The organism is Ktedonobacter sp. SOSP1-52, from assembly GCF_016587395.1.
Genome location: NZ_BNJH01000007.1, coordinates 339,527 through 358,648 on the forward strand (window position 1 = coordinate 339,527; position 19,122 = coordinate 358,648).

Annotated in this window: 22 protein-coding genes and 2 pseudogenes; 11 read left to right on the forward strand and 13 right to left on the reverse strand. The window is 53.2% G+C overall.

The genetic code is table 11. The features are described 5' to 3' along the window. Positions 1–204: 204 nt before the first annotated feature. The 3 genes from ltrA to JMJ16_RS51115 all read right to left on the reverse strand — a co-directional run bounded on the left by ltrA (position 205) and on the right by JMJ16_RS51115 (position 3,658). Positions 205–1,983 (reverse strand): group II intron reverse transcriptase/maturase, encoded by a 1,779-nt coding sequence (ltrA, locus tag JMJ16_RS51105; RefSeq protein ID WP_201394192.1) that lies wholly within the window; start codon positions 1,981–1,983, stop codon positions 205–207. Positions 1,984–2,709: 726 nt separating this feature from the next. Next, entirely contained in the window at positions 2,710–3,123 is a 414-nt protein-coding gene (locus JMJ16_RS51110; protein WP_201394194.1) for a zinc-binding dehydrogenase, read from the reverse strand. Between the two features lie 46 nt (positions 3,124–3,169). Then, complete coding sequence (locus JMJ16_RS51115) at positions 3,170–3,658, reverse strand: alcohol dehydrogenase catalytic domain-containing protein (protein ID WP_201394196.1); 489 nt, start codon at positions 3,656–3,658, stop codon at positions 3,170–3,172. Between the two features lie 127 nt (positions 3,659–3,785). Between JMJ16_RS51115 and JMJ16_RS51120 the strand changes: the two genes are divergently transcribed. Next, complete coding sequence (locus tag JMJ16_RS51120; RefSeq protein ID WP_201394198.1) at positions 3,786–4,277, forward strand: Rrf2 family transcriptional regulator; 492 nt, start codon at positions 3,786–3,788, stop codon at positions 4,275–4,277. 51 nt (positions 4,278–4,328) lie between these two features. Here the strand turns inward: JMJ16_RS51120 and JMJ16_RS57755 are convergent. The 3 genes and pseudogenes from JMJ16_RS57755 to JMJ16_RS51130 form a co-directional block, all read right to left on the reverse strand. After that, a pseudogene (locus tag JMJ16_RS57755) lies at positions 4,329–4,460 on the reverse strand (Tn3 family transposase); the annotation flags it as partial. A gap of 101 nt (positions 4,461–4,561) precedes the next feature. Then, a pseudogene (locus tag JMJ16_RS51125) lies at positions 4,562–5,279 on the reverse strand (IS6 family transposase). Positions 5,280–5,471: 192 nt separating this feature from the next. Further along, positions 5,472–5,810, reverse strand: a complete 339-nt coding sequence (locus tag JMJ16_RS51130; RefSeq protein ID WP_201394200.1) for a hypothetical protein — start codon at positions 5,808–5,810, stop codon at positions 5,472–5,474. Positions 5,811–6,250: 440 nt separating this feature from the next. On the opposite strand from JMJ16_RS51130, the gene JMJ16_RS51135 reads away from it, so the two are divergent. Further along, positions 6,251–7,132 carry an alpha/beta fold hydrolase gene (locus JMJ16_RS51135; protein WP_201394202.1) on the forward strand — a complete coding sequence of 294 codons (882 nt, stop codon included), beginning with the start codon at positions 6,251–6,253 and terminating at the stop codon, positions 7,130–7,132. 281 nt (positions 7,133–7,413) lie between these two features. On the opposite strand, the gene JMJ16_RS56360 is transcribed toward JMJ16_RS51135, so the two are convergent. Then, entirely contained in the window at positions 7,414–7,548 is a 135-nt protein-coding gene (locus JMJ16_RS56360) for a hypothetical protein (protein WP_255553335.1), read from the reverse strand. Between the two features lie 699 nt (positions 7,549–8,247). Between JMJ16_RS56360 and JMJ16_RS51140 the strand changes: the two genes are divergently transcribed. Both JMJ16_RS51140 and JMJ16_RS51145 read left to right on the forward strand, forming a co-directional pair. Next, positions 8,248–8,985, forward strand: coding sequence for a TetR/AcrR family transcriptional regulator (locus tag JMJ16_RS51140; protein WP_201394204.1), 738 nt, complete (start codon positions 8,248–8,250; stop codon positions 8,983–8,985). Further along, positions 8,982–10,736, forward strand: a complete 1,755-nt coding sequence (locus JMJ16_RS51145) for a PEP/pyruvate-binding domain-containing protein (RefSeq protein ID WP_201394206.1) — start codon at positions 8,982–8,984, stop codon at positions 10,734–10,736. Before JMJ16_RS51140 ends, JMJ16_RS51145 begins: the two co-directional genes overlap by 4 nt. A 76-nt stretch (positions 10,737–10,812) precedes the next feature. On the opposite strand, the gene JMJ16_RS51150 is transcribed toward JMJ16_RS51145, so the two are convergent. From JMJ16_RS51150 to JMJ16_RS51160, 3 genes are all read right to left on the reverse strand, one after another. Continuing rightward, positions 10,813–11,529 carry an IS6 family transposase gene (locus JMJ16_RS51150; protein ID WP_201394208.1) on the reverse strand — a complete coding sequence of 239 codons (717 nt, stop codon included), beginning with the start codon at positions 11,527–11,529 and terminating at the stop codon, positions 10,813–10,815. Between the two features lie 221 nt (positions 11,530–11,750). Then, the gene (locus JMJ16_RS51155; protein WP_201394210.1) at positions 11,751–12,188 is read right to left on the reverse strand and encodes a hypothetical protein; all 438 of its coding nucleotides are present in this window, start codon (positions 12,186–12,188) and stop codon (positions 11,751–11,753) included. Further along, entirely contained in the window at positions 12,185–12,421 is a 237-nt protein-coding gene (locus tag JMJ16_RS51160) for a hypothetical protein (protein WP_201394212.1), read from the reverse strand. Before JMJ16_RS51160 ends, JMJ16_RS51155 begins: the two co-directional genes overlap by 4 nt. 749 nt (positions 12,422–13,170) lie before the next feature. On the opposite strand from JMJ16_RS51160, the gene JMJ16_RS51165 reads away from it, so the two are divergent. The 7 genes from JMJ16_RS51165 to JMJ16_RS51195 all read left to right on the forward strand — a co-directional run bounded on the left by JMJ16_RS51165 (position 13,171) and on the right by JMJ16_RS51195 (position 17,702). Beyond that, complete coding sequence (locus JMJ16_RS51165) at positions 13,171–13,662, forward strand: hypothetical protein (RefSeq protein WP_201394214.1); 492 nt, start codon at positions 13,171–13,173, stop codon at positions 13,660–13,662. A gap of 30 nt (positions 13,663–13,692) precedes the next feature. Next, positions 13,693–14,223, forward strand: a complete 531-nt coding sequence (locus JMJ16_RS51170; RefSeq protein ID WP_201394216.1) for a hypothetical protein — start codon at positions 13,693–13,695, stop codon at positions 14,221–14,223. A 51-nt stretch (positions 14,224–14,274) separates the two neighbouring features. Further along, entirely contained in the window at positions 14,275–15,138 is an 864-nt protein-coding gene (locus JMJ16_RS51175) for an SDR family NAD(P)-dependent oxidoreductase (protein ID WP_201394224.1), read from the forward strand. A gap of 51 nt (positions 15,139–15,189) precedes the next feature. Further along, a complete protein-coding gene (locus JMJ16_RS51180; RefSeq protein ID WP_201394226.1) occupies positions 15,190–15,915 on the forward strand; it encodes a VC0807 family protein in 726 nt (241 codons plus the stop codon). Positions 15,916–16,206: 291 nt separating this feature from the next. Next, on the forward strand, positions 16,207–16,557 hold the full coding sequence (locus tag JMJ16_RS51185; RefSeq protein WP_201394228.1) for a hypothetical protein: 351 nt from the start codon (positions 16,207–16,209) through the stop codon (positions 16,555–16,557). A 46-nt stretch (positions 16,558–16,603) separates the two neighbouring features. Beyond that, a complete protein-coding gene (locus JMJ16_RS51190; protein ID WP_201394230.1) occupies positions 16,604–16,930 on the forward strand; it encodes a hypothetical protein in 327 nt (108 codons plus the stop codon). Positions 16,931–17,069: 139 nt separating this feature from the next. Beyond that, complete coding sequence (locus JMJ16_RS51195; protein WP_201394232.1) at positions 17,070–17,702, forward strand: transposase; 633 nt, start codon at positions 17,070–17,072, stop codon at positions 17,700–17,702. Positions 17,703–17,785: 83 nt separating this feature from the next. Here the strand turns inward: JMJ16_RS51195 and JMJ16_RS55630 are convergent, their stop codons facing one another. Genes JMJ16_RS55630 through JMJ16_RS55640 form a run of 3 tightly spaced genes read right to left on the reverse strand, consistent with a single transcriptional unit; the run spans position 17,786 to position 18,791 of the window. After that, entirely contained in the window at positions 17,786–18,265 is a 480-nt protein-coding gene (locus tag JMJ16_RS55630) for a transposase (RefSeq protein ID WP_236601122.1), read from the reverse strand. Between the two features lie 26 nt (positions 18,266–18,291). Then, on the reverse strand, positions 18,292–18,489 hold the full coding sequence (locus JMJ16_RS55635; protein ID WP_236601630.1) for a winged helix-turn-helix domain-containing protein: 198 nt from the start codon (positions 18,487–18,489) through the stop codon (positions 18,292–18,294). Beyond that, positions 18,486–18,791 carry a helix-turn-helix domain-containing protein gene (locus JMJ16_RS55640; RefSeq protein ID WP_236601631.1) on the reverse strand — a complete coding sequence of 102 codons (306 nt, stop codon included), beginning with the start codon at positions 18,789–18,791 and terminating at the stop codon, positions 18,486–18,488. Before JMJ16_RS55640 ends, JMJ16_RS55635 begins: the two co-directional genes overlap by 4 nt. Positions 18,792–19,122 lie beyond the last annotated feature (331 nt).

Sequence of the window (19,122 nt, forward strand, 5' to 3'; positions counted from 1 at the left end):
CTCCCTTCCAAGTCGGGGCTATTGCCAATAGCGCCGAACATTTGACCCATTTGTAGCGTTTTCAGATTGACCCACCCCTTCTACTCAGGGTTTTGCTGCTGCTGCTTTCGCTTTTCGCTTTTCGCTTTTCACGGTACAATCTTTTATCCTGAAAGACTTCCCGCTGACCGCAATCACCTCTACATGATGAAGCAGGCGGTTAACCTAAGCGACGGGGTTGCCCCCGCCGCTCGGCTTCAGAACCGGACGTGACCCGTTAGCGTCATCCGGCTCCTCAATGATTTGGCTTTTGTCAAAAGTACCTTTCGTCGAAAAACCGTCGGTGGCTGTTTTCTGATCGTGACAGTGGCGATGCATGAGTTGGAGATTCGCATACCCATCTGTCCCTCCATGAACGCGAGGGAGGCGATGATCAATTTCCAACTGATCTCCGTCTTTCAAGTAGAGGTTGCACCAGGCGCACTTCCCTTGCTGCCTCTTCAGAAGGTAAGCCATCTTTGGGGGCGTTTCGGGATGCGTGCCTTGCCGTTTCGTCCAATAGATCCAATCGCCATCGAATGGACTTTTCTTGGCTTGGACCTTTACATGTCGTTTGATCGGCGTCATGCGGTGCAGTGTCAATGCTCCCTGTTCCGTCGCAAATTGCCATCTTCCCTTCTCGGGATGCCAGTATGCCTTGGCCCTCCACTTCCCTGATTTGTTGGGATGACGCCGTTTACTCCAATGCCACAGTTGTTGGAACAGATAGGTATCCATCTGCCCGTAACAGCGTTTGGCACAGACCGGAGCGTAATATCTTGCCCATCCTCTAATGAGGAGATTGAGATGGGTAATCAGCACTGCTTGTGGCAGGGCTTGATCCCGTTTGATCCGCTCTTTGATGGCCTGTTGATGTCGTTTTACGGTGGTGGCGCTGGGGGTAATGATGGTCTTGAAGCCGAGGAGCTTTCCATCATGCGTTTTTCCTGCATGCATTTTGCTTACAGGAAATTGTTGAATATGAAAGCCAAGGAAGTCGAAACCCACTTGACCTTCATCGGGAGACAACGTATGCGTGATATGTGTTTTGCTCGCCTTCAAGGTCAATCCCATCCCTGTGAGCCAGTTTTGAGCAAGCTGTTGTATCTGCTCTATCGCTGTTTTCTCAGGATGGAGTACCACAAAGTCGTCAGCGTAGCGAACCACAGTCGGTTTCCAGCGTTCTCCGTGATGGGTCGAGGGAAATGCGGCTGTGAGTGCTTCTTCTAACCCGTGGAGGGCAATGTTTGCCAGCAGCGGGGAACACACGCCTCCTTGTGGGGTTCCTTTCTCTGTTGGGAACCAGGCTCCATTTTCCATGACTCCGGCTTTGAGCCATGTTTTGATGACGCGCCGCAGGAGTGGAAAGGTGTGGAGTTTGGCAAGGAGAGCTGATTGATCAATCTGGTCAAAACAGTGCGCAATGTCCGCATCGAGCACATACTTGGGCTTCTGGTTGATACTGCCATAGATCGCTTGGATCGCGTCATGACAGGAACGTCCCGGTCGAAACCCATAGCTATTTGACTCGAATTTGGCTTCCCATTCAGGTTCCAGGGCGAGTTTCGCAAGCATTTGTGCTGCTCGATTGAACAGCGTGGGAATGCCTAGTCCCCGTTTTTCCGCCGGGTTATTGGGTTTGGGAATCCAGACCCGTCGCACCGGATCGGTTTTCAGGTCAACACGCAGTCTCTGAATCAAATGTATACGCTGTTGAGGCGTGAGGGATTTTATCCCATCTACTCCAGCCGTTTTCTTGCCCTGATTGTCCTGGGTTACCCGACGGACTGTTAAACATTTCGCGGACCAGGAAGACAGTAAAAGTCGTTGCAGTTTGTGGACGCGATCAGTGTCACCTGCCTGTGAGGCTTGATAGATGCGCTTTTGGAGCTTAAATACCGACCGTTCGATGACACGCCACGGTAAGGTATTCCATTCATACATCGGCTTTTGTTCCGTGTTCATAACATCTGGACTCCTACTTGAACCTCTATCGTCCAAACCATCGTCCACACGTCAGCGTATCTGAGGCATTACCCTCAGCTTTTGCTTCTTGTGGAATCCTTCTAGCCATGCTATGTGGTTGACACCTGCTCAGCTTTGCTGAGAAGAGATGGCTAGTTATCTCGTTCCTGAGAATCGTTTTGCGTCGCGGTAGGCTGGTCCTCTACACCGGGGGTTTGTGGGGTGAACCCTGGTCACAAGAACGCGTGCCAGGCCCTTATCCTTTCCCATTTTGGGCAAGCTGATAACCCACGTAAGCTTGTTATTGTTAACGATGCCTCACAAGACCTTCGCTTGCGCTAGCCATGACGACCTGCTTCCAAAGGTGGCTCAGGTGGGTTCTGAACGTCCTCGGTTTTTCTCCCGCTTCAAGGATTGATGGTCAGTCGCTACCCTGGGGAGAATGCATTTCTCGGTTCACACGAGGTTGGGAATTGCGCCCAACTTCGATTCTCAAGTTGTAAAGGATGTTTTCCTTCCTCCTCATCCTCAGGTGATTTTACCTGTTTCGAGGAAACGATTCGCACGTTCTTATACACTCTTGGTGAAGGATGAGCTTATCTGAACGAGGCATCTCTTTCTTTGAGCACGATATCCATAGAACCAGGTTCGTATTGAAGAACTTATCCCTAAGATTGTGTAAGGCGCAACTTTCACCCAGATGACCAAACAATGCTTGCGTCTGTTCTAGACACTCAGAACTATTTTCCCGCGCAGATGACCTTCTAAGAGGCGCTCGTAGGCTTGACGAGCTTGTTCCAGAGGGTACACTTTCTCGATCCGTGGTTTTAGATGCCCTTCATCGGTGAGGTGAGCAAGCTGGGTAAGATCATTGGTGTCGGCTTCAACGATGAACCAGATTCCTTTCTTCTGGTACTGCTCGGCATATTTACCCACCAGATTATAGGCGTTGCTGGCAATCCCTACATAGGTCCCCTCTGGTTTGAGCAATTTGAAGCTCGCTTCAATCACCGAGGCTCCCACCACATCGAAGATAAAGTCGATATCACTCACTGCTTCAGCAACGTTGGTCGTGATATAATCGATCACTTCATCAGCACCGAGGCCGAGTAGAGTCTCGCGATGCTGTCCAGAAGCCACAGCGATCACGTATGCGCCTTTCCGATGAGCGAGCTGGACGGCATAGTTACCAACCCCCCAGCGGCCCGTGGATGAGGATACGCTGCCCCGCTTGCAGATTCCCCTTCTTGAAGAGTGCCTGCCAGGCGGTGAGCGCCGAGAGGGCAAGAGCTGCACTCTCGTCATGACTGACTGATCGGGGGCGTCGGGCAATCCGATCGGGGGTGACAATGGCATATTCAGCCCAGACACCATCATGATCAAAGCGGGGAAGCCCATAGACTTCATCGCCTACTTGAAACGCTGTCACTTCTTCACCAACTGCTTCAATAACCCCGGAAACCTCGTGGCCGGGGATAATAGGGCGTGATCGTGGCTGGGCGCTATCTCCATGGTTGTACCATGTTTCCGGCCATGTAAGTTCATCAGGTGTTAAAGCCGCAGCTTTCACTCTCAAGAGCACTTCCCCGGCAGCGGGTACCGGTTTCACAATCTCTACCACTTCCAAAAGCTCGGGACCACCAATGTTTTCAGACAGAATGCCAATAGCTTTCATTCCTCTCTCCTTTTCTATCCAGGATATTTTTTACCCTGGATTTACCAACAAGAATAGTGTATAATCCAGGATAAAGTTTGTCAAGAATATGGGATATGATGAAGACAAAGGAAAGGAGGTCCTCTTCATGAAGTTAAGTGAAGGGGTTGAGTGGGGGATCCATTGCGCCTCGATGCTGGCGGACCTGCCTGAAGGGGCGGTGCTTCCTACAAAGGTGCTGGCGGAATACCATGGGGTCTCGGAAACCTATCTCGCCAAGCATTTACAAGCATTAAAGAATGGGGGGATTATTGGCTCGGTGCCAGGTCCGAAGGGCGGTGTCTATCTGTTGAAAAAGCCGGAGGAGTTGACCCTGTTGGATATTGTTGACGCTATTGAAGGGAAAGAGCCCATTTTCCGCTGTACAGAGATCCGCCAGCGCAGTCCCATCCCCTGTTCCCGGGGCGAGTTTGATATCCCCTGCGATATCCATGTGGCTATGCTGAAAGCGAATAAAGCCTGGCGTGATGCGCTGCAGGAGCAAACCCTTGCCAGTGTTATCCAACCGTATAAAGCAACGTTACAACCTGAGAAAAAAGCTTTGATCAATGCCTATATGGAGAAAGTGATCCGAAAATAGAAGGCAACGCGTCTTTTGCATCAAAACTAGAGAAAACAAGATTGGACAATTGATCATCGCTTCACATGCTTCACATGACGAGCAGCTTTTGAGTTGAGAATAAATACAGGTAGATTTCCTTTCAATATGCCAATAAATCGTCACTCAAGGTCCGCGATACTGAATATACCATTCAACCATCAGCAGCGCGCTCACGCTGGTATTGTCAACTTATCGAAAGAATGGAAGAGCTAAAAAAGAAGGAAGAGGAAAAGAAGCCGAAGAAGAGGAGTGACAATGCAGTGCTATGCCGCAGTTTTTATTTTGGTTACCTCATTCCAGGTCTGGAATTGGGTCTGTAAAATGGTACGGTATTCCCCAGCCCTCAGACGGTGTCTTCGCGGTTGAAAATGTCCCGAGATCGGACCGAAGGCGGAAAGAAAGCGTTGGGCGTGTTTGGCTGATGTAAAGCGCCGCATTTTCTTCTCTCGTAGCCGCGTGGGTTGATGCGAGTTTTCTACCCGATTGTTCAATCCTTTATGCTGCCGATGCTCCACGCCAGGTAAGATCTCGCGTTTCGCCGCCCCATGGCTCTTCAGTTTATCGGTTAATAATCACACGTGGCACGTATTGGAGCCCTTTGAGGAGTTTGCGGAAAAATCTTTTGGCCGCTTGTTTGTTGCGTTGGCTCTGCATCAGGATATCAAGCACATTCCCATCCTGATCCACCGCTCGCCAGAGGGAGTGTCTTTCGCCACGGATGGTGAGGAAGGCCTCATCCAAATGCCATGTGCCGCCACAGCGAGGGCGACGATGACGCAATTCATTGGCATACCTTTGCCCAAATTTGAAGCACCACTGACGCACGGCTTCATAGGTGACCACGATATCGCGCTGTGCCAGAAGTTCCTCGACATCACGAAAACTCAGCGAAAAACGGAAATAGAGCCAAAGCGCGTGACTGATAATCTCAGGTGGGAAGCGAAAGCCTTTATAATTGCGAGCAGTGGTGCGTGTTTTCATGAAGCCATTTTAGCACAGTGTTCAGCTACGCTACCAAGTTGACAATACCTCACAAAGGCTCCTTTGACCACCTGTCCAATCTCGCTCTCCTTTTCTGCGAGTTCCACATACATCATATCAAATACCACTTCGGCGGATTTGATATGATGTAGAAAAAGGAGAATACTCTTGTTTTCTCTCATGTTGCATCGTTTATTTCTTTGAGGCCAATCTATCTTCCGTACACGCCGAGGACACCAATGTTCCCACCCTATCAAGCGAAAACACCTCTGCCACCACGTGCCCTGCCGTCTCCTGACTGTATCGCTGCTGCTCTCCATTCCACTCCCAGGTCCATTCCCCCCCGTCTCTCGTCCAGTTCCTCATCAATCCCGAAGAATGGCGCAGGTGCATATACCACTGCAACAGGCCAAAAAGCAGCCCCAACCCCGTAAACACCACCGGTAACACAGCCCCCAGAACCCAGGCAGCATCTGCTCCACACTCAACATTTGCGGGCTTCGTCGCCAGATGGCGAATATGCAAACGCATTGCTTTTTCTCGCATAACTTTACGCAAAGAAGAGAAAAACACCGTTTGTGTGGCTCTGGCACACAAGAAACAACGCAAACAACCAACAGGAAATTTTATGTGAGAAAGCATGCTTATTCGCTGCACTGAATAGCCATAGTGCAGCAAAAAGTATTATAATAAAGTTGAAAGTATTATAAGAAACACCACGAAGGAACATCGAAACGTTGATATCGGTACGTTTTTTGAGGCACCTCACCAATTTTTGTCTTTCACATGCGTCTGGTTTCCCGCTCTAGAGAAAAGCTCAGACATACCAGACATACATGGCAAAAAGGTCGGATTTTGTGGAACACTCCTCAAAGGGGGGGCGCTTCTGTCCTCCTTTGAGGAGAGACTATCTCTATCTCAACATCCAAGAATGAGTAGGCACTATTGATATCCAGAAAAGGAGAAAGTCGATGGCAGTATCTGAACTCCTACATAAACATATACCTGTAGGAGATAGTTCGCTCCACATTGTTGAAGCGGGGCAAGATCACCCTGACAGCCTGGTCTTCCTCCACGGCTGGCCGGAGGATTGGACGGAATGGCAGGGGGTTATGGAGCAGGCATACAAGACCCACCATGTCGTTGCGCTTGATTTGCCGGGGGTTGGAGAATCCTATGGAACAGGGCCAGGAGGTGAAAAGGCGGTTCTTGCTGATACCATTCATCAAGCAATCCAGGTCTTGGGACTCGATACCTACCTGATCGTCGGCCACGATGTTGGTGCAATGGTAGCCTACGCTTATCTGAGAAAGTTCCCAGCAGAAATCAAGGCCGCCGTTTTGCTCAGCTCAGTTATTCCAGGAGTCGAACCCTGGTCAAAAGTCCTGGCCAATCCTTTCATTTGGCACTTTGCGTTCCACAGCACTCCCAAACTCCCCGAAATCTTGGTTATGGGAAAACAGCGAATCTACTTCGATCACTTCTTTGATCTGCTGACCCAAGACCATTCAGCCATTGACGATGCAGCACGTACTCACTACGCGTCTGCATATGGATCATCTCAAGCTTTACAAGCTAGCTTTGACTGGTACCGTGCCTTCGGCAAAGATGCCCAGGTCAATAGCAAGGACACGGCAGCAATTGACACGCCACTGCTCTACTTGCGTGGCGAATATGAGGGTGATATGGATGAGTACGTCAACGGCTTCCACATGGTTGGGATCAGCTCTGTCACGGCCACACGAATTCCTGGGAGCGGGCACTATACGCCGGAGGAGAATCCGGAGGCCGTATGGGCGGAGATTGCACGGTTTATTGGAGTGGACGGAGAGAAGAAGCCGCAGAAAGTCTGAACACACACCTTAGCTCAATAAGGGAAACTGCCAAGCTAATGGGCCGCTTTTTGGACTCCTGCACCTGCCGTTGCGCCCACGTTCGCATCACCCGCCTTAACTGCACCAACTCCACTCCTGACGCATCGCCCAGGTACAACCAGGCCCGCACCGGGACATTGCATTGCGTAGCCACCGTTCGCACCCCTTGCTGTTGGCGCAGCTCGCATATCTTGCATACCAGCGCGACCTGCGCCTCTGACCAGACAGCCCCAACCCCCTTCTTCCGTCCTCGCCCGATCCTACGCCCCAACGACACAATCCCCCTTCTTTTGCCAGTCTTCAAACTGCGACTCATCCAGGGTCAGCCGCCGCGCATGCACAGTGGCGAATAATTCCTCTTTGCTATACCAGATCACCCCATCTTTGGTCTGCATCCCTTGCTCCTTCTTACCAGTGCAGCCAATGCCACACAACCAACACCACACCCTGCACCGCTAACGCCTGGAGAATATCTAGCATAACCCGGCGCTCTCGCCTCCTCAACAGACGCATCTCTCACCTTTCTTTTCTACCCAACATAGGCTCTTGCTACACAGGGACCACCCTCGGATCCATGGCCTATCAAGAGCGTACACCACCTCCCTGCTCGCACTCCACCCCAAACTCCTCCAATTTCTTCCGAACTGTATCTCCACACCTTTCTGCTCTGGCTCTCCTCTGCGCCTGGCTCTCCAAGAAAAGCCTCCAATGACACAGCTCGCCGCCTCTAGACATTTCCCCCTAGCAATATGACTACACGCAAATCAATGCGATATCGCATGCATTCTACACACACGCGCACACACCCTCTCTCACCTGCTCCTTCACTTTCCTCCACACACAGGGAGCCTCGCTCCTCTCCGTCATCCATCGTGCACGCAAATCAATGCGATATCGCATTGATTTGCGTGCACGAGAACCCATCCACCCCTGGCCCCACCGCTCTGGCATATAGCGAAGAGCTCGCGTGCATAGCTGCATACGCTCTCCTCCCCAATAGACTGATCCATCATCTGGACGAGAGAAGACTTGACACGCGACAAAATTTGGCCTTTAGTTTTAACAGATTTTCAGATTTTGTTAAAGTGATAAATATGGGTATTGATGAGAACGAGCGCAAACAAACGATCTTAGACGCAGCCAGCGAACTGCTCCTTTGGCAGGGATATGACAAAACCACTATGAGCGACGTGGCCGATGCCGTGGGCTTAAATCGAGCCTTGATCTATCCCCATTTCAACTCCAAAGATGCATTAGTCGAAGCTCTCATCGTCCGCGAGTTGGAGAGGTACATGGACGAGTGGAACACCTCTCTTGATGCTGATCCTTTGGGGGGGGCCGTTGCCAGCATCTATCGCAGCATGGTGCATGTTGTCAAGGGCAACAGCTTGAGGGCGGCGATTCACACCCGAGACGAGCGGACGTTCGGGAAATATCTCCGCAAGCCGGGCAATCTCTTCACCCGTTGGCCACCCACCAGCTTCACCCGTGATTTTCTTCTGGCCATGCAAGAGGTGGGTGTGGTCCGCCAGGATGTCAATATTAAAGCTCTGGCTGTTATCTTGGATGCCCTGACGCCTGCCATTCTGGAGAGGCTTTCTTCTCGTGTGGCAAAATCGCATGGGGCATCCAGAGATTCGAGCGAGCCAACGTATGACGAGTTGCTTGAAACGATTGCCGAGATGCTTGAACGCATGGTAACGCCTCCTGAGGGAGCCAATCTGGAAGCAGGGAAAGCCGCCCTGCGCCAGGGGCTGGAGCAAACGCGAGTGCGTTTCAGAGCAATCATCAAACAGCAGCAGACTCAATGGAAAGAGGAAGAAGAACGATGAGCGAACAAGCGCCGAGCACTCCAGGAGATGTTGACAACACTTCTGAACAGGCGAGCCTTTTTGTCTTGGCTCTGGATGACGCCTCTGCTTCTCTAGAGCGTGTAGGAGGAAAAGGAGCTTCGTTGGCACGGCTGGCGACAGCCGGTCTGCCAGTGCCTCCTGGCTTTCATGTGACCACGATTGCCTACCACGCCTTTGTCGCCAGACATGGGCTGCAAGAGCCCATTCTGACAGCCGTCTCGACGATCTCGCCTGATCAGCCCGCGACGTTGGAAGCGGCTGCTCAGACAGTTGCCACGCTCTTTGCTCAGCACCCCATGCCCGAGGAGGTGGCGCAGGCGATCAGAGATGCCTACTTCCGGCTGGGTGAAGGTGCCCTGCCGGTTGCGGTACGTTCCTCGACCACCACTGAAGATTTACCAGAGATGTCGTTTGCCGGCCAGCAGGAGACCTATCTCAACCTGCACAGTGAGCAGATGGTCCTCGACGCGATCAAACGCTGCTGGGCCTCGCTTTGGACCGCGCAGGCGATTGGCTACCGTGCCCATCACCAGATCGCGCCCGCTGATGTCAGCTTGGCTGTCGTGGTACAGGAATTGGTTCCCGCCGAGGCCGCCGGGATTCTCTTCACTGCCAATCCACTGACTGGGGCACACGATCAGGTGATGATCAACGCCGCCTGGGGATTGGGAGAAGCTCTCGTTGGTGGGCAGGTCACGCCCGATATGCTTCTCATTGACAAGCCTGCCCGAACGATCATTCAACAGGAGGTCAGTGAGAAGGAGATGATGACGGTACGCACGCCTGTCGGCACGCGTGAGGAGCCAGTCCCTGCGCAGATGCGCACCCGGGCGGTACTCAGCTCGGCTCAGGCAGCTGAACTAGTTCACCTTGGTCTGCGGATCGAGCAACTCTATGGCCAGCCCATGGATATCGAATGGGTCTTCCACGATGGTCGCTTCTCCGTCGTCCAGGCGCGCCCGATTACGGCTCTGCCCGACGTCCCGCAGTCAAGAGCAGTGGAGTGGCAGCTTCCCAACCCGAAAGGAAAGTATATCCGTGCTGGCGCCATTGAACTGCTGCCTGATCCGCTTTCGCCGCTCTTCGCGACGCTCGGACTCCCAATCTGGTCCAGAGCCACCGTGGCGCTCGGCAAAGCGCGAGGCATCCCCTACCCGGATGATCCCCTCACGATAATCAACGGCTATGGCTACTTTGATGCGACCTATCCCCCGGCATTGGCGGCAAAAGTGGTCCTGGCCGCGCCACGGTTGCTGGTGATGCTGTTCCGTTCTCTGCGGAGCGCGCGGGCACGCTGGCAACAGGCCCATGCCACCTACAAAGAGGTTGTCAAGCGCTGGCAAGCAGTCGAGGTGGCTCCCGCGCGGGCACATGACCTGCTCTCCGGTACCCACGAGATCGTTGAGGAAGCGGCTCGCTATTACATCACAATCGAGAACGGTGTGGTACCCGGAGCATACCTCAGCGAAGCCCTGTTCACCCAGATCTATACCAGGCTCATCAAGCGCCGCGATGATCCACCAGCGCTGACCTTCTTGCTCGGATTTGAGAGTGAGCCGATACGGGCCGAGCAATCGCTCTATGATCTGGCACAATGGGTACGCGAGCAGCCAGCCCTAGCCGCCAGGTTCGCAGAGTTGTCGAGGAGCGAGTTGGCGACCATTGCTACCGATGGAGAAAAGGAGATCGGTGGCGATGAACACACGTGGAAGGTATTGTCAACTTATTGAAAGAATGGAAGAGTTTGTAAAAAAGAAGGACGAGGGAAAGAAAAGAAGCAGAAGAAGAGGAATGAACGATGCAGTGCTATGCCGCAGTTTTTGTTTCGGTAACCTCATTCCAGGTCTGGAATCGGGTCTGTAAAATGGCACGGTATTCCCCAGCACGCAAACAGTGCCTTCGTGGTTGGAAATGGCCAGAAATGAGGCCGAAAGCCGAGAGAAAACGTTGCGCGTGTTTGGCTGATGTGAAACGCCGCATGTTCTTCTCGCGCAGTCGCACGGGCTGGTGTGAGTTCTCCGCTCGATTCTTCAAGCCTTTGTGCTGCCGATGTTCCACGCCGGGCAGGATCTCGCGTTTGGCTGCTACATAGCTCTTCAGTGTATCGGTGATGATCACACGTGGGACATAGTGCAGTCCCTTGAGGAGCTTGCGGAAGAAACGTTTCGCTGCTTTTTTGTTACGGCGGCTTTGCACCAGGATATCCAGCACGTTGCCATCTTGATCTACTGCTCGCCACAAATAGTGTCTCTCTCCCCGGATGGTGAGAAAGACCTCCCCCAGATACCACTTGTCCCCACACCGAGGGCGGCGCTGGCGGAGTTCGTTTGCGTACGTCTGCCCAAACTTCAAGCACCACTGACGTACGGTTTCATAGCTCACGACAATCCCGCGCTGTGCCAGAAGCTCTTCCACATCACGAAAACTGAGCGAGAAGCGGAAATACAACCACACCGCATGGCTGATAATTTCCGGCGGGAAGCGGTAACCGTTGTAATCGGGAGCAAGGCTGTTTGTTTTCATACAGCTATTCTAGCATCGTGTTCAGCTCTATTGCCAAGTTGGCAATACCATGGCGGACATTACAAGGATATGAGAGTATGAATATGATTCGCAAAGGACAACTACAGAGAGGAGAGAAAGGGAATAGACTTGCCCAAATCTCCTTTATCGCCACTCTGTTCGGGATGGTTGCCTAAACACGGCAAGAAAGGTTGCTTCCTGCTTTTGACCTCCCTCTGAAATTATTTGCAACAGAGCCGCTCCTCAACCACTGGCTGATACGCGGTGTTGTTGGAATGAAAGTCGAGCACTTCCAGAAGGGCTGGAAGAATCTGACGATAATGGTTACGATAGGAGGAGCGCATCACCTCTTGCACTTTTTGCCGATAGGCTCCCCCTTGTGCCTTGTATTCAGCCACCAAATCGCGTAACGTCTGCTCATTTGCGACCGGAAAGACCACCTCTCGGACAGGTTCATCCGGATGTTCCAGTACGGCATCAGCAATCCGATACAGAAGACGTGTTTTTCCGGCAACTCGCTTGAGATCATTGATATAGGCCGCTTCGACGCGGTGTTCCGCTCGTTTGCCGATGCGATGGACAATTTGGATCAACAACGTGACCAGGGTATCAGTGACTTCCTGGGTTCGCTGAAAGACCAGGGCAGCCAACAGCGTCATGCAAATCGCCTGGGTATGCTGGCGAATATGGGAAGGAGACTCAGCTGCAATACGTCGCCGCAAGCGTTCCACCAGCTTTGGAGCATATCCTTGAACAGGTCCGGTGGCAAGCCGATGGCACGCAGCGAGCGCAACTTAGCAATCTCTAAGAGTGCGTTCTCCACCCCAACTGGACCAGGATCGAGGCGCACCAGGTTCAGTGGTAATTCCTCCTCCTCTTCTCCCTCTGTCACCGGAACAGACACCAGACTATGAAGAATTAGGAGGCAATTACTTCGATGAATGGGACCGGCAAGCGGTCCAGAAGCGACTCGTTCGCCGGTTAGAGAAACTCGGCTACGAGGTAAAGTTAGAGCCAACTTCCCCAGCAGCTTAGCTTGAACAAACAAACGAAGTCGAGCTCAAAGCCAGCCGACGACTTGGCGTGCCAGCCGGCTACAGGTTTTTTTGTGCTCTGCGTACCTCCTCTCAGAGGTTTCCTTTTTCAAGGGAGTAACCAAAGTGGTCAAGAGCCAAATGGCGGCGCTTCTGCTCAACTTTCCTGTGATCCTTGATGCGGAGCATTTCAGGAAAGAAAGCACCAGGAAATGCGTCAACTCTGTCACATAAAATGGCGCATCGTCCCGGTGAAGCCGCTCCTAGACCGACCTAATTCTTTGCTAGGTAATTTGGCGCGATGATGAGAAACGCTTTAGGAGAGAACAGGTGCGATGCATGATTTTCTTCTCCATCGATGTACTGCCAAGTTATGCGGCACTGCCTGTCTGCTTGCGGGCGCTAAAACCGTCGGCAGATTATCTGGCAAAGCCGCCAAGAATTCAGTCAAATGACGAAAATCATAGTGAATCACAGCAGCACTGTGATGGTGCTATCGTAGCATAGAACAAGGAACTCTTCCATGGAGGATACCAGCCTGGAGTTTTGATGGGGTGTTACGGATCATTATGCAAGATAACATGCTTCCTTCCCGGAGGGGAAAGCCGTGATCTACCTGAGATGGACAGGGCTCGGATGCCTGTTGCCAGGGCTCGGGATCGTCATTATTTGCGCCGGCGTGTACAGTGGGGTGATCCTCACCAGAGGCGGCGGCATGCCTGCGGCCATATTGGTCAGAGCAGGCCTGATAGTGCTCTTGGCACCGCTACACTGGCTGCTCGGTCTGGCGCTTACCCCTGAACAGACGCCTACGGGGCGTAAGTGGCCCAAACGGCATACCTCCTTCGGGGTGCCGATGCAGTACGGGTTCGTTCCCCAACTGGCGTTAGCGCTGACCATCGGAGCGGTCGCGCTCGGCCAGTTGACCTCTCCGTTGTATGGATGGCTGCTCTTTGGCGGCGTGCTAGTAGTAGCACTGATAGGCTCAATCATGATTGGCCCGCGGCGGCAATTGCGCTGTGTTGCCGACCGCAAGGAGTTTGCTGCGGAACATGGTTGGCTCTATGGGGACAAGAACAGTCAACTGGGGCTGCGCTAGCAGGACTTGTTCGGCAAGAAGGAAGCCTATATGATGAGTCCATTCGGGGTGCTGGCGGGCGAGGTGAATGGGCTGCCATTCACGGCATTTGATAGTGAGCCAGGAGGCGCGAAGATGCGCCGGACGTACTGGGCCATCCACTTACCGGTCGCTTACCCGCGTGTCCAAGTGCGCGCGAGGTTGCCGGACGGCCTGTTCTCCGCGCTCAAGGAGAACAGACTGCGAGGGGGACGACCTGCACTCCGCGTTCGTGAAGCCTCCTTCCGCCCGACGATTTGCACGCGGCGACCGCTGACGCCGCAGGTCCGCTCAGCTACGATGGAGTTCGAGCTGGTCGGCTGGCGGATCGAGGGTCGCGATCTGATCCTGGAGCGGGGGACTCCAAGCCGTTCACCGCCAACGAGGTTGAGCAGGTCGCCGTCCACCTGGCCGGACTTGCCCGGCAGTTGCCTGCCGACCTCGCCAACCGCTTTGGCACCCCGCCCAGCACCGACATTCCACTGCGCGGTCCCGTCCTTACCACGCAAAAGCGTGAATAAGAGCACAGAAGGAAGAGTCTAGTGAGAGATCTTTCGATCTCTACAGAGACCCAAAAAAGGAGCAAGAAGAAGGATGAAAGCATTTCAAGGAAAAGTCGCCGTGATTACCGGTGCGGCCAGTGGCATTGGTCGTGCCCTGGCTGAGCGTTGCGTCCAGGAAGGCATGAAAGTCGTCCTGGCCGACGTAGAAGAGCAAGCCTTGCAGCAAACCGGTCGAGATCTCGCCGCCCAAGGTGCCGAGACACTCGCCGTGCAGACCGATGTTTCACAGGCTGGAGATGTGGAAAGGCTTGCGCAGAAAGCGTTCGAGACCTACTCAGCGGTGCATCTGTTATTCAACAACGCGGGCGTTGGAGCAGGCAAGACCGCCTGGGAAAGTACCCTGGCTGATTGGGAATGGGTGCTGGGTGTCAATCTCTACGGAGTCATTCATGGCATTCGCTCCTTTGTGCCGAGGATGCTGGAGAGTGGCGTTGATGGCTACATCGTCAATACCGCCTCGATGGCGGGCCTGACCTCCAGCCCTGGTCTGAGCGTCTATATGGCGAGCAAACACGCGGTCGTAAGCCTGACCGAAACCCTCTATCATGAACTGACGCTCAGAGGGGCCAGCATCGGCGTCTCCGTTCTGTGTCCCGGCTTCGTCAAGACCCGTATTCAGGACGCGGAGCGCAACCGTCCAGCTCGCTTGCAGAACGCGCCAGATGCGCCTGTTTCACCCGTGCAGCAGCCGTCGCGGGCAGAACAGGAGGGTGGACAACTGCTGCAGCAAGCCCTGCGCGCGGGGATGTCGCCTCAGCAACTCACCGACATGACCTTTACCGCCATGAGCGAGGGACGCTTCTATATCTATCCTCCTGAATTCAAAGGGGGCATCCAGGTCCATATGGAAGATATCCTGACGCTGCGCAATCCTACCCTGCTTTTACCAAAATAAAAGACAGATGCGCGAAGTTCTGTAAATAGAATGAATAAAGGAAAAAACATCGTGAACGCAACGCTCAACCCTTCTGCGACCGACGCGGAGCTCGCTCAGTCATTCAAGTCACCCTCGTTGTGGAGCTTGATCATTAGCCTCTGGCCTAGCATTCTCCTCAATGGCGTGTGCGTCATCGTCGTCTACCAGCTGATGAAGGCTTTTACCTCGGTTTCCGACGTGACCGCGCTAGCGCTCTCGGCTCTGCCCGCTCTGGTCGGTACACTCATCACTCTGATCCGGCAACGCAGCGTCGATGTGCTGGGAGCTTTCACACTCATCACGATTGTAGCATCGATTGGTCTGACCTTCCTGACTGGTGATGCTAAACTCTTCCTGATCCGCGAATCGTTGCTGACAGTCCTCTTCGGCGTCATTTGTCTGATCTCGCTGCTCTTCCCCAAACCGATCTGGTTCTATATCATCCGATACTTTACTGTAGGCAACAATGCCGAGCAAATGCTCGCGTATGAGGCCGCCTGGAAATTTCGCTCCTTCCGGGGCTATATCCGCACAGTGACGATCCTGTGGGGCGTGCTCTACACGATCGAGTTTCTTATTCGCCTGGCCATGGTCTACACGCTCACCATTTCCCAGGTGTTGGTATTCTCATCCATCCTCTTCTACGCACTCACCATTCTGGCCAGCGTGCTGACCTTCCGCTTAGGAGCGCGTCTGCGCAAGCGGAGCACACAGAATAACGTGTCACAAACGCGTGCCGGGACGGAGAAACCCTGACGAGCACGTGTCAGGGCTGGTAAATAACGTGAATGTTCGACGATTGTTGAGGGTCTTGCTCACTTTCGGTGGAAAAGCTCATAGGGATATGAGTGCACCTGCACCGATTCGTGCTCAAGGAGACGCGTATTCCATTCCAATGCAAGTAACCTCTACCGAAAGTGAGCAAGACCCCACGGGATACGCAACGAGATGCAAGCAAGCTAGTAGTTTAAAAGAAAAAAGACCTCTAATGAAGAAATAACAACATCTTTCTTCCAAAGGAGGTCTCACTGCATATGATAACGAGCGTTGCCTTGTGATCCAACTCTGCCTCCTCCTCACCGCCGACTCGATGCTGTTTGTACGCCAGGCTATACGGGAAGAAAACGAGGGGAAGTTGTTCGCACACGCACCGTCGCTCTTCAGATGCATACCCGTCAATTGATCGACACCTATGCGGATCGAGGCAATGGTGACTATCAAGGTGAACTCACAAGAGCGCTCCAAGCTATTACGACCTACTTGAAGTTCTTTGCTTTTACTCCAGAGGTTGCTCTCGTTCGCCTCGACGGGCAATATGGTGATACCGTAGCCATTACTCAACTCATTGGAGCAGGGGTGCATCTGGTCACACGAGCGAGAGGGTATCGGGTCCTCTAGCACCGATCCGTTCCAACACGTGCTGGCTCACCCACCAACCGCGAGCATGACCAGAGTCAACAGCGATGAGGTAGTCGAGTTGTTTGACGGAGGTTGGCTGCAACTGGATGGCGCAGTGTCTGGGACCCGTGTCATTGTGGCTCGACACCGCGCCCCTGCATCAGGCAAGAGAGTTTCGGTGGGTAAATGCATTGGTGAGTGGGTGTATGAGATCTTCATTACAACCCTGCCCATTGATGGCTTCCTCGTCGAAGATGTGCTTGATCTCTATCATGGACGGGGAGCCTTCGAGGCCGTACTTGGGGATGAAGATGTCGAAGAGGAGCCAGACCGCTGGTGTTCGTACACAGAATGTGGACAAGAACTCTGGTAGATCGCGTGCCAACGGGTGTGGAACCTTCGACTCTCTCTTGGACAGACCATGCAAAAAGCTGCGTTGCGCGAGATCGAGTGGGCATCCCCGAAAGAGACACCTCCTCTACTCCTCACCATTGAAGAGCCAGCTGAGGAGTATGGGCCCTGGGAGTGGGCCGCAGCCTTCGGACGAGCCACTGGGCGCTTTGGAGCAGATGCCTTTCACTTTACAAGAGGATGGCAAGCTCCGTTGTCCTGCGGGTGCCTATCTCTGGTTGAGCGAAGTGCGTCAAGAAAATGCGTTCACCCAACGCGCCGTCTACCTTGCTTATCAGACCGATTGTCAGCGATGTTCTCTCCGAGAGCAATGTCTAGCGAAAGGTGCCAAAGGTGATCGGGCTCGCCGAGTCAGTGCGGTGCGCCGTCTTTTGCCCCCACCTGCTTCGGTTGAGTGTGAGCGAAAGCCAGTTCTCCTCGGACCAATACGATGGGTGGATGTGGCTGGCAGGACGCTTCGCCATACCTGGACCACTCATTGGCGTCGTCAACACACCGAGATCATCCCACTTGTCGAGAACTCTGAGAAGGTTTTTCCTCCACCACGTCCCCCTCGTGCAGTGCGTTCGCATTACCGCTGGAGTTGGTCTGATCGACTGGCATGTAACGCCTGGTGGGGACCTCCGCAACTGCGTGTGACCGTCGCAGGTGTCCCGCCGTTCTCGCCATCAAGTAACACAGGAGGAACGAGCTCACAAACAGGCGATTTTAACCAGGTGTCATCTCCCCTCTGAGCCGGTCATGAGGGCAAAGAGTCTCTGTCTACTTCCAACAATCTCTTCCATTACTTCATTGCTACTGACATCGTGATAAGAAACTAAACTGAGTAGCCGCATTGCAGTGAACAACTACGAATAATGTCGCGTTTGTGACGTAATCGCTCTTTTGCTCGAAGCAGCTCTTGATACAAGTGATCGAGGTCCCGACAACAGAGATTGCCCATCTCGACGCGCTTGAGATACTGCCAGATGCCCTCATCTGGGTTGAGGTCGGGAGCGTAGCCTGGAAGTTGCTCCAAATGCAGTCGTTTGCCCATCTTCGTTTTGAGAAAGGTCTTGATCTCATGGTTGCGATGGATGGGAGAGCCATCCCAGATGATCAGGACCTTGCCGCTGATCTTACGCAACAGCACTTTCAGAAATCCGACCACTGCCTCCGCATCATAGGAGGTCTGGCGCACTTGCATGAAAAGCCGCCCATCCAGGGTAATCCCACTGATCGCGGAGAGGTGATCCCGTGTCAGTTTCACGCGCAGAAGAGGCGTTTGCCTGCGCGGAGCCCAAGTACGAACCGCCATTGGCAGCAGATAGAACCCAGCCTCATCTACCCAGAGGATGGTGTATTTCTCGTTTTCGGCTTTTTTTTAATCGCTGGCCAACGATCTTCATACCACTGCTTGATAGCTTCTTCATTCCGTTGCGTCGCCCGTTCGATTGGCTGTTGAGGACTCCAACCAGCTTCTCGTAACAGTCGTCCGGCGTGATCGGGATGGTAACGGACACCAAAGCTGCGATAGATCACTTCCGCGATCCGCTTCCCTGTCCAGACATCTCCCCGAAATCCATAGGCTTCTGCCCCTCCACCAACAAGCCAGGAATCTGCGCTTGTTGCTCAATTGACAGTTTTGGCTTCACGCCTTTAGGAGGATGTGCTTTGAGTGCTTCTATGCCGCCTTCTCTTGCTTGTTTCATCCATTGGCTCACGGCTCCCTTACTTACCCCTAGTGCTTTGGCTATATCCTTTTGTTGCCATCCTTGTTGCTTCAGTTTCCATGCTTGTTTGCGTCGTTCTTCTCGCCAATCGGCTTTCTTTGGTGCTCCCATGCTGCCGATTCTATCACAGTTTACTTGCTTCCGTCGACATCAGTAATTAGCTTGCTTGCATCTCGTTGCGTATCCCGTGGGATGAACCAGATTAGTGACCATTTTCTGCCATGATTCATGCCGACAATTGGCTTGAGAGGCCTTTCGAGGCGATTTTTGATGAACGTTTCTGCCAGAGAATGTGCCTGTGTCATTGTAGCTCATCTATTTGGCTCTTTGCACCGGCGTTGACAACGCTGGCAAACACGTCGATTTTGCCTCATATGCTGGCCTCTGCTCTCAGGCGAGTTGCAGGAAGCGGCTTGTGGAGCGACTTCATTTTCTGCCAAGT

Bases quoted from the DNA above. Each gene is read 5' to 3' on its own strand.
- ltrA (WP_201394192.1), bottom strand. From the start codon at position 1,983: ATGAACACGGAACAAAAGCCGATGTATGAATGGAATACCTTACCGTGG.
- JMJ16_RS51115 (WP_201394196.1), bottom strand. From the start codon at position 3,658: ATGAAAGCTATTGGCATTCTGTCTGAAAACATTGGTGGTCCCGAGCTT.
- JMJ16_RS51120 (WP_201394198.1), top strand. From the start codon at position 3,786: ATGAAGTTAAGTGAAGGGGTTGAGTGGGGGATCCATTGCGCCTCGATG.
- JMJ16_RS51130 (WP_201394200.1), bottom strand. From the start codon at position 5,810: ATGCGTTTGCATATTCGCCATCTGGCGACGAAGCCCGCAAATGTTGAG.
- JMJ16_RS51135 (WP_201394202.1), top strand. From the start codon at position 6,251: ATGGCAGTATCTGAACTCCTACATAAACATATACCTGTAGGAGATAGT.
- JMJ16_RS56360 (WP_255553335.1), bottom strand. From the start codon at position 7,548: ATGCAGACCAAAGATGGGGTGATCTGGTATAGCAAAGAGGAATTATTC.
- JMJ16_RS51140 (WP_201394204.1), top strand. From the start codon at position 8,248: ATGGGTATTGATGAGAACGAGCGCAAACAAACGATCTTAGACGCAGCC.
- JMJ16_RS51145 (WP_201394206.1), top strand. From the start codon at position 8,982: ATGAGCGAACAAGCGCCGAGCACTCCAGGAGATGTTGACAACACTTCT.
- JMJ16_RS51150 (WP_201394208.1), bottom strand. From the start codon at position 11,529: ATGAAAACAAACAGCCTTGCTCCCGATTACAACGGTTACCGCTTCCCG.
- JMJ16_RS51155 (WP_201394210.1), bottom strand. From the start codon at position 12,188: ATGACGCTGTTGGCTGCCCTGGTCTTTCAGCGAACCCAGGAAGTCACT.
- JMJ16_RS51170 (WP_201394216.1), top strand. From the start codon at position 13,693: ATGATGAGTCCATTCGGGGTGCTGGCGGGCGAGGTGAATGGGCTGCCA.
- JMJ16_RS51175 (WP_201394224.1), top strand. From the start codon at position 14,275: ATGAAAGCATTTCAAGGAAAAGTCGCCGTGATTACCGGTGCGGCCAGT.
- JMJ16_RS51190 (WP_201394230.1), top strand. From the start codon at position 16,604: ATGACCAGAGTCAACAGCGATGAGGTAGTCGAGTTGTTTGACGGAGGT.
- JMJ16_RS51195 (WP_201394232.1), top strand. From the start codon at position 17,070: ATGGGCCCTGGGAGTGGGCCGCAGCCTTCGGACGAGCCACTGGGCGCT.
- JMJ16_RS55630 (WP_236601122.1), bottom strand. From the start codon at position 18,265: ATGGCGGTTCGTACTTGGGCTCCGCGCAGGCAAACGCCTCTTCTGCGC.
- JMJ16_RS55640 (WP_236601631.1), bottom strand. From the start codon at position 18,791: ATGGGAGCACCAAAGAAAGCCGATTGGCGAGAAGAACGACGCAAACAA.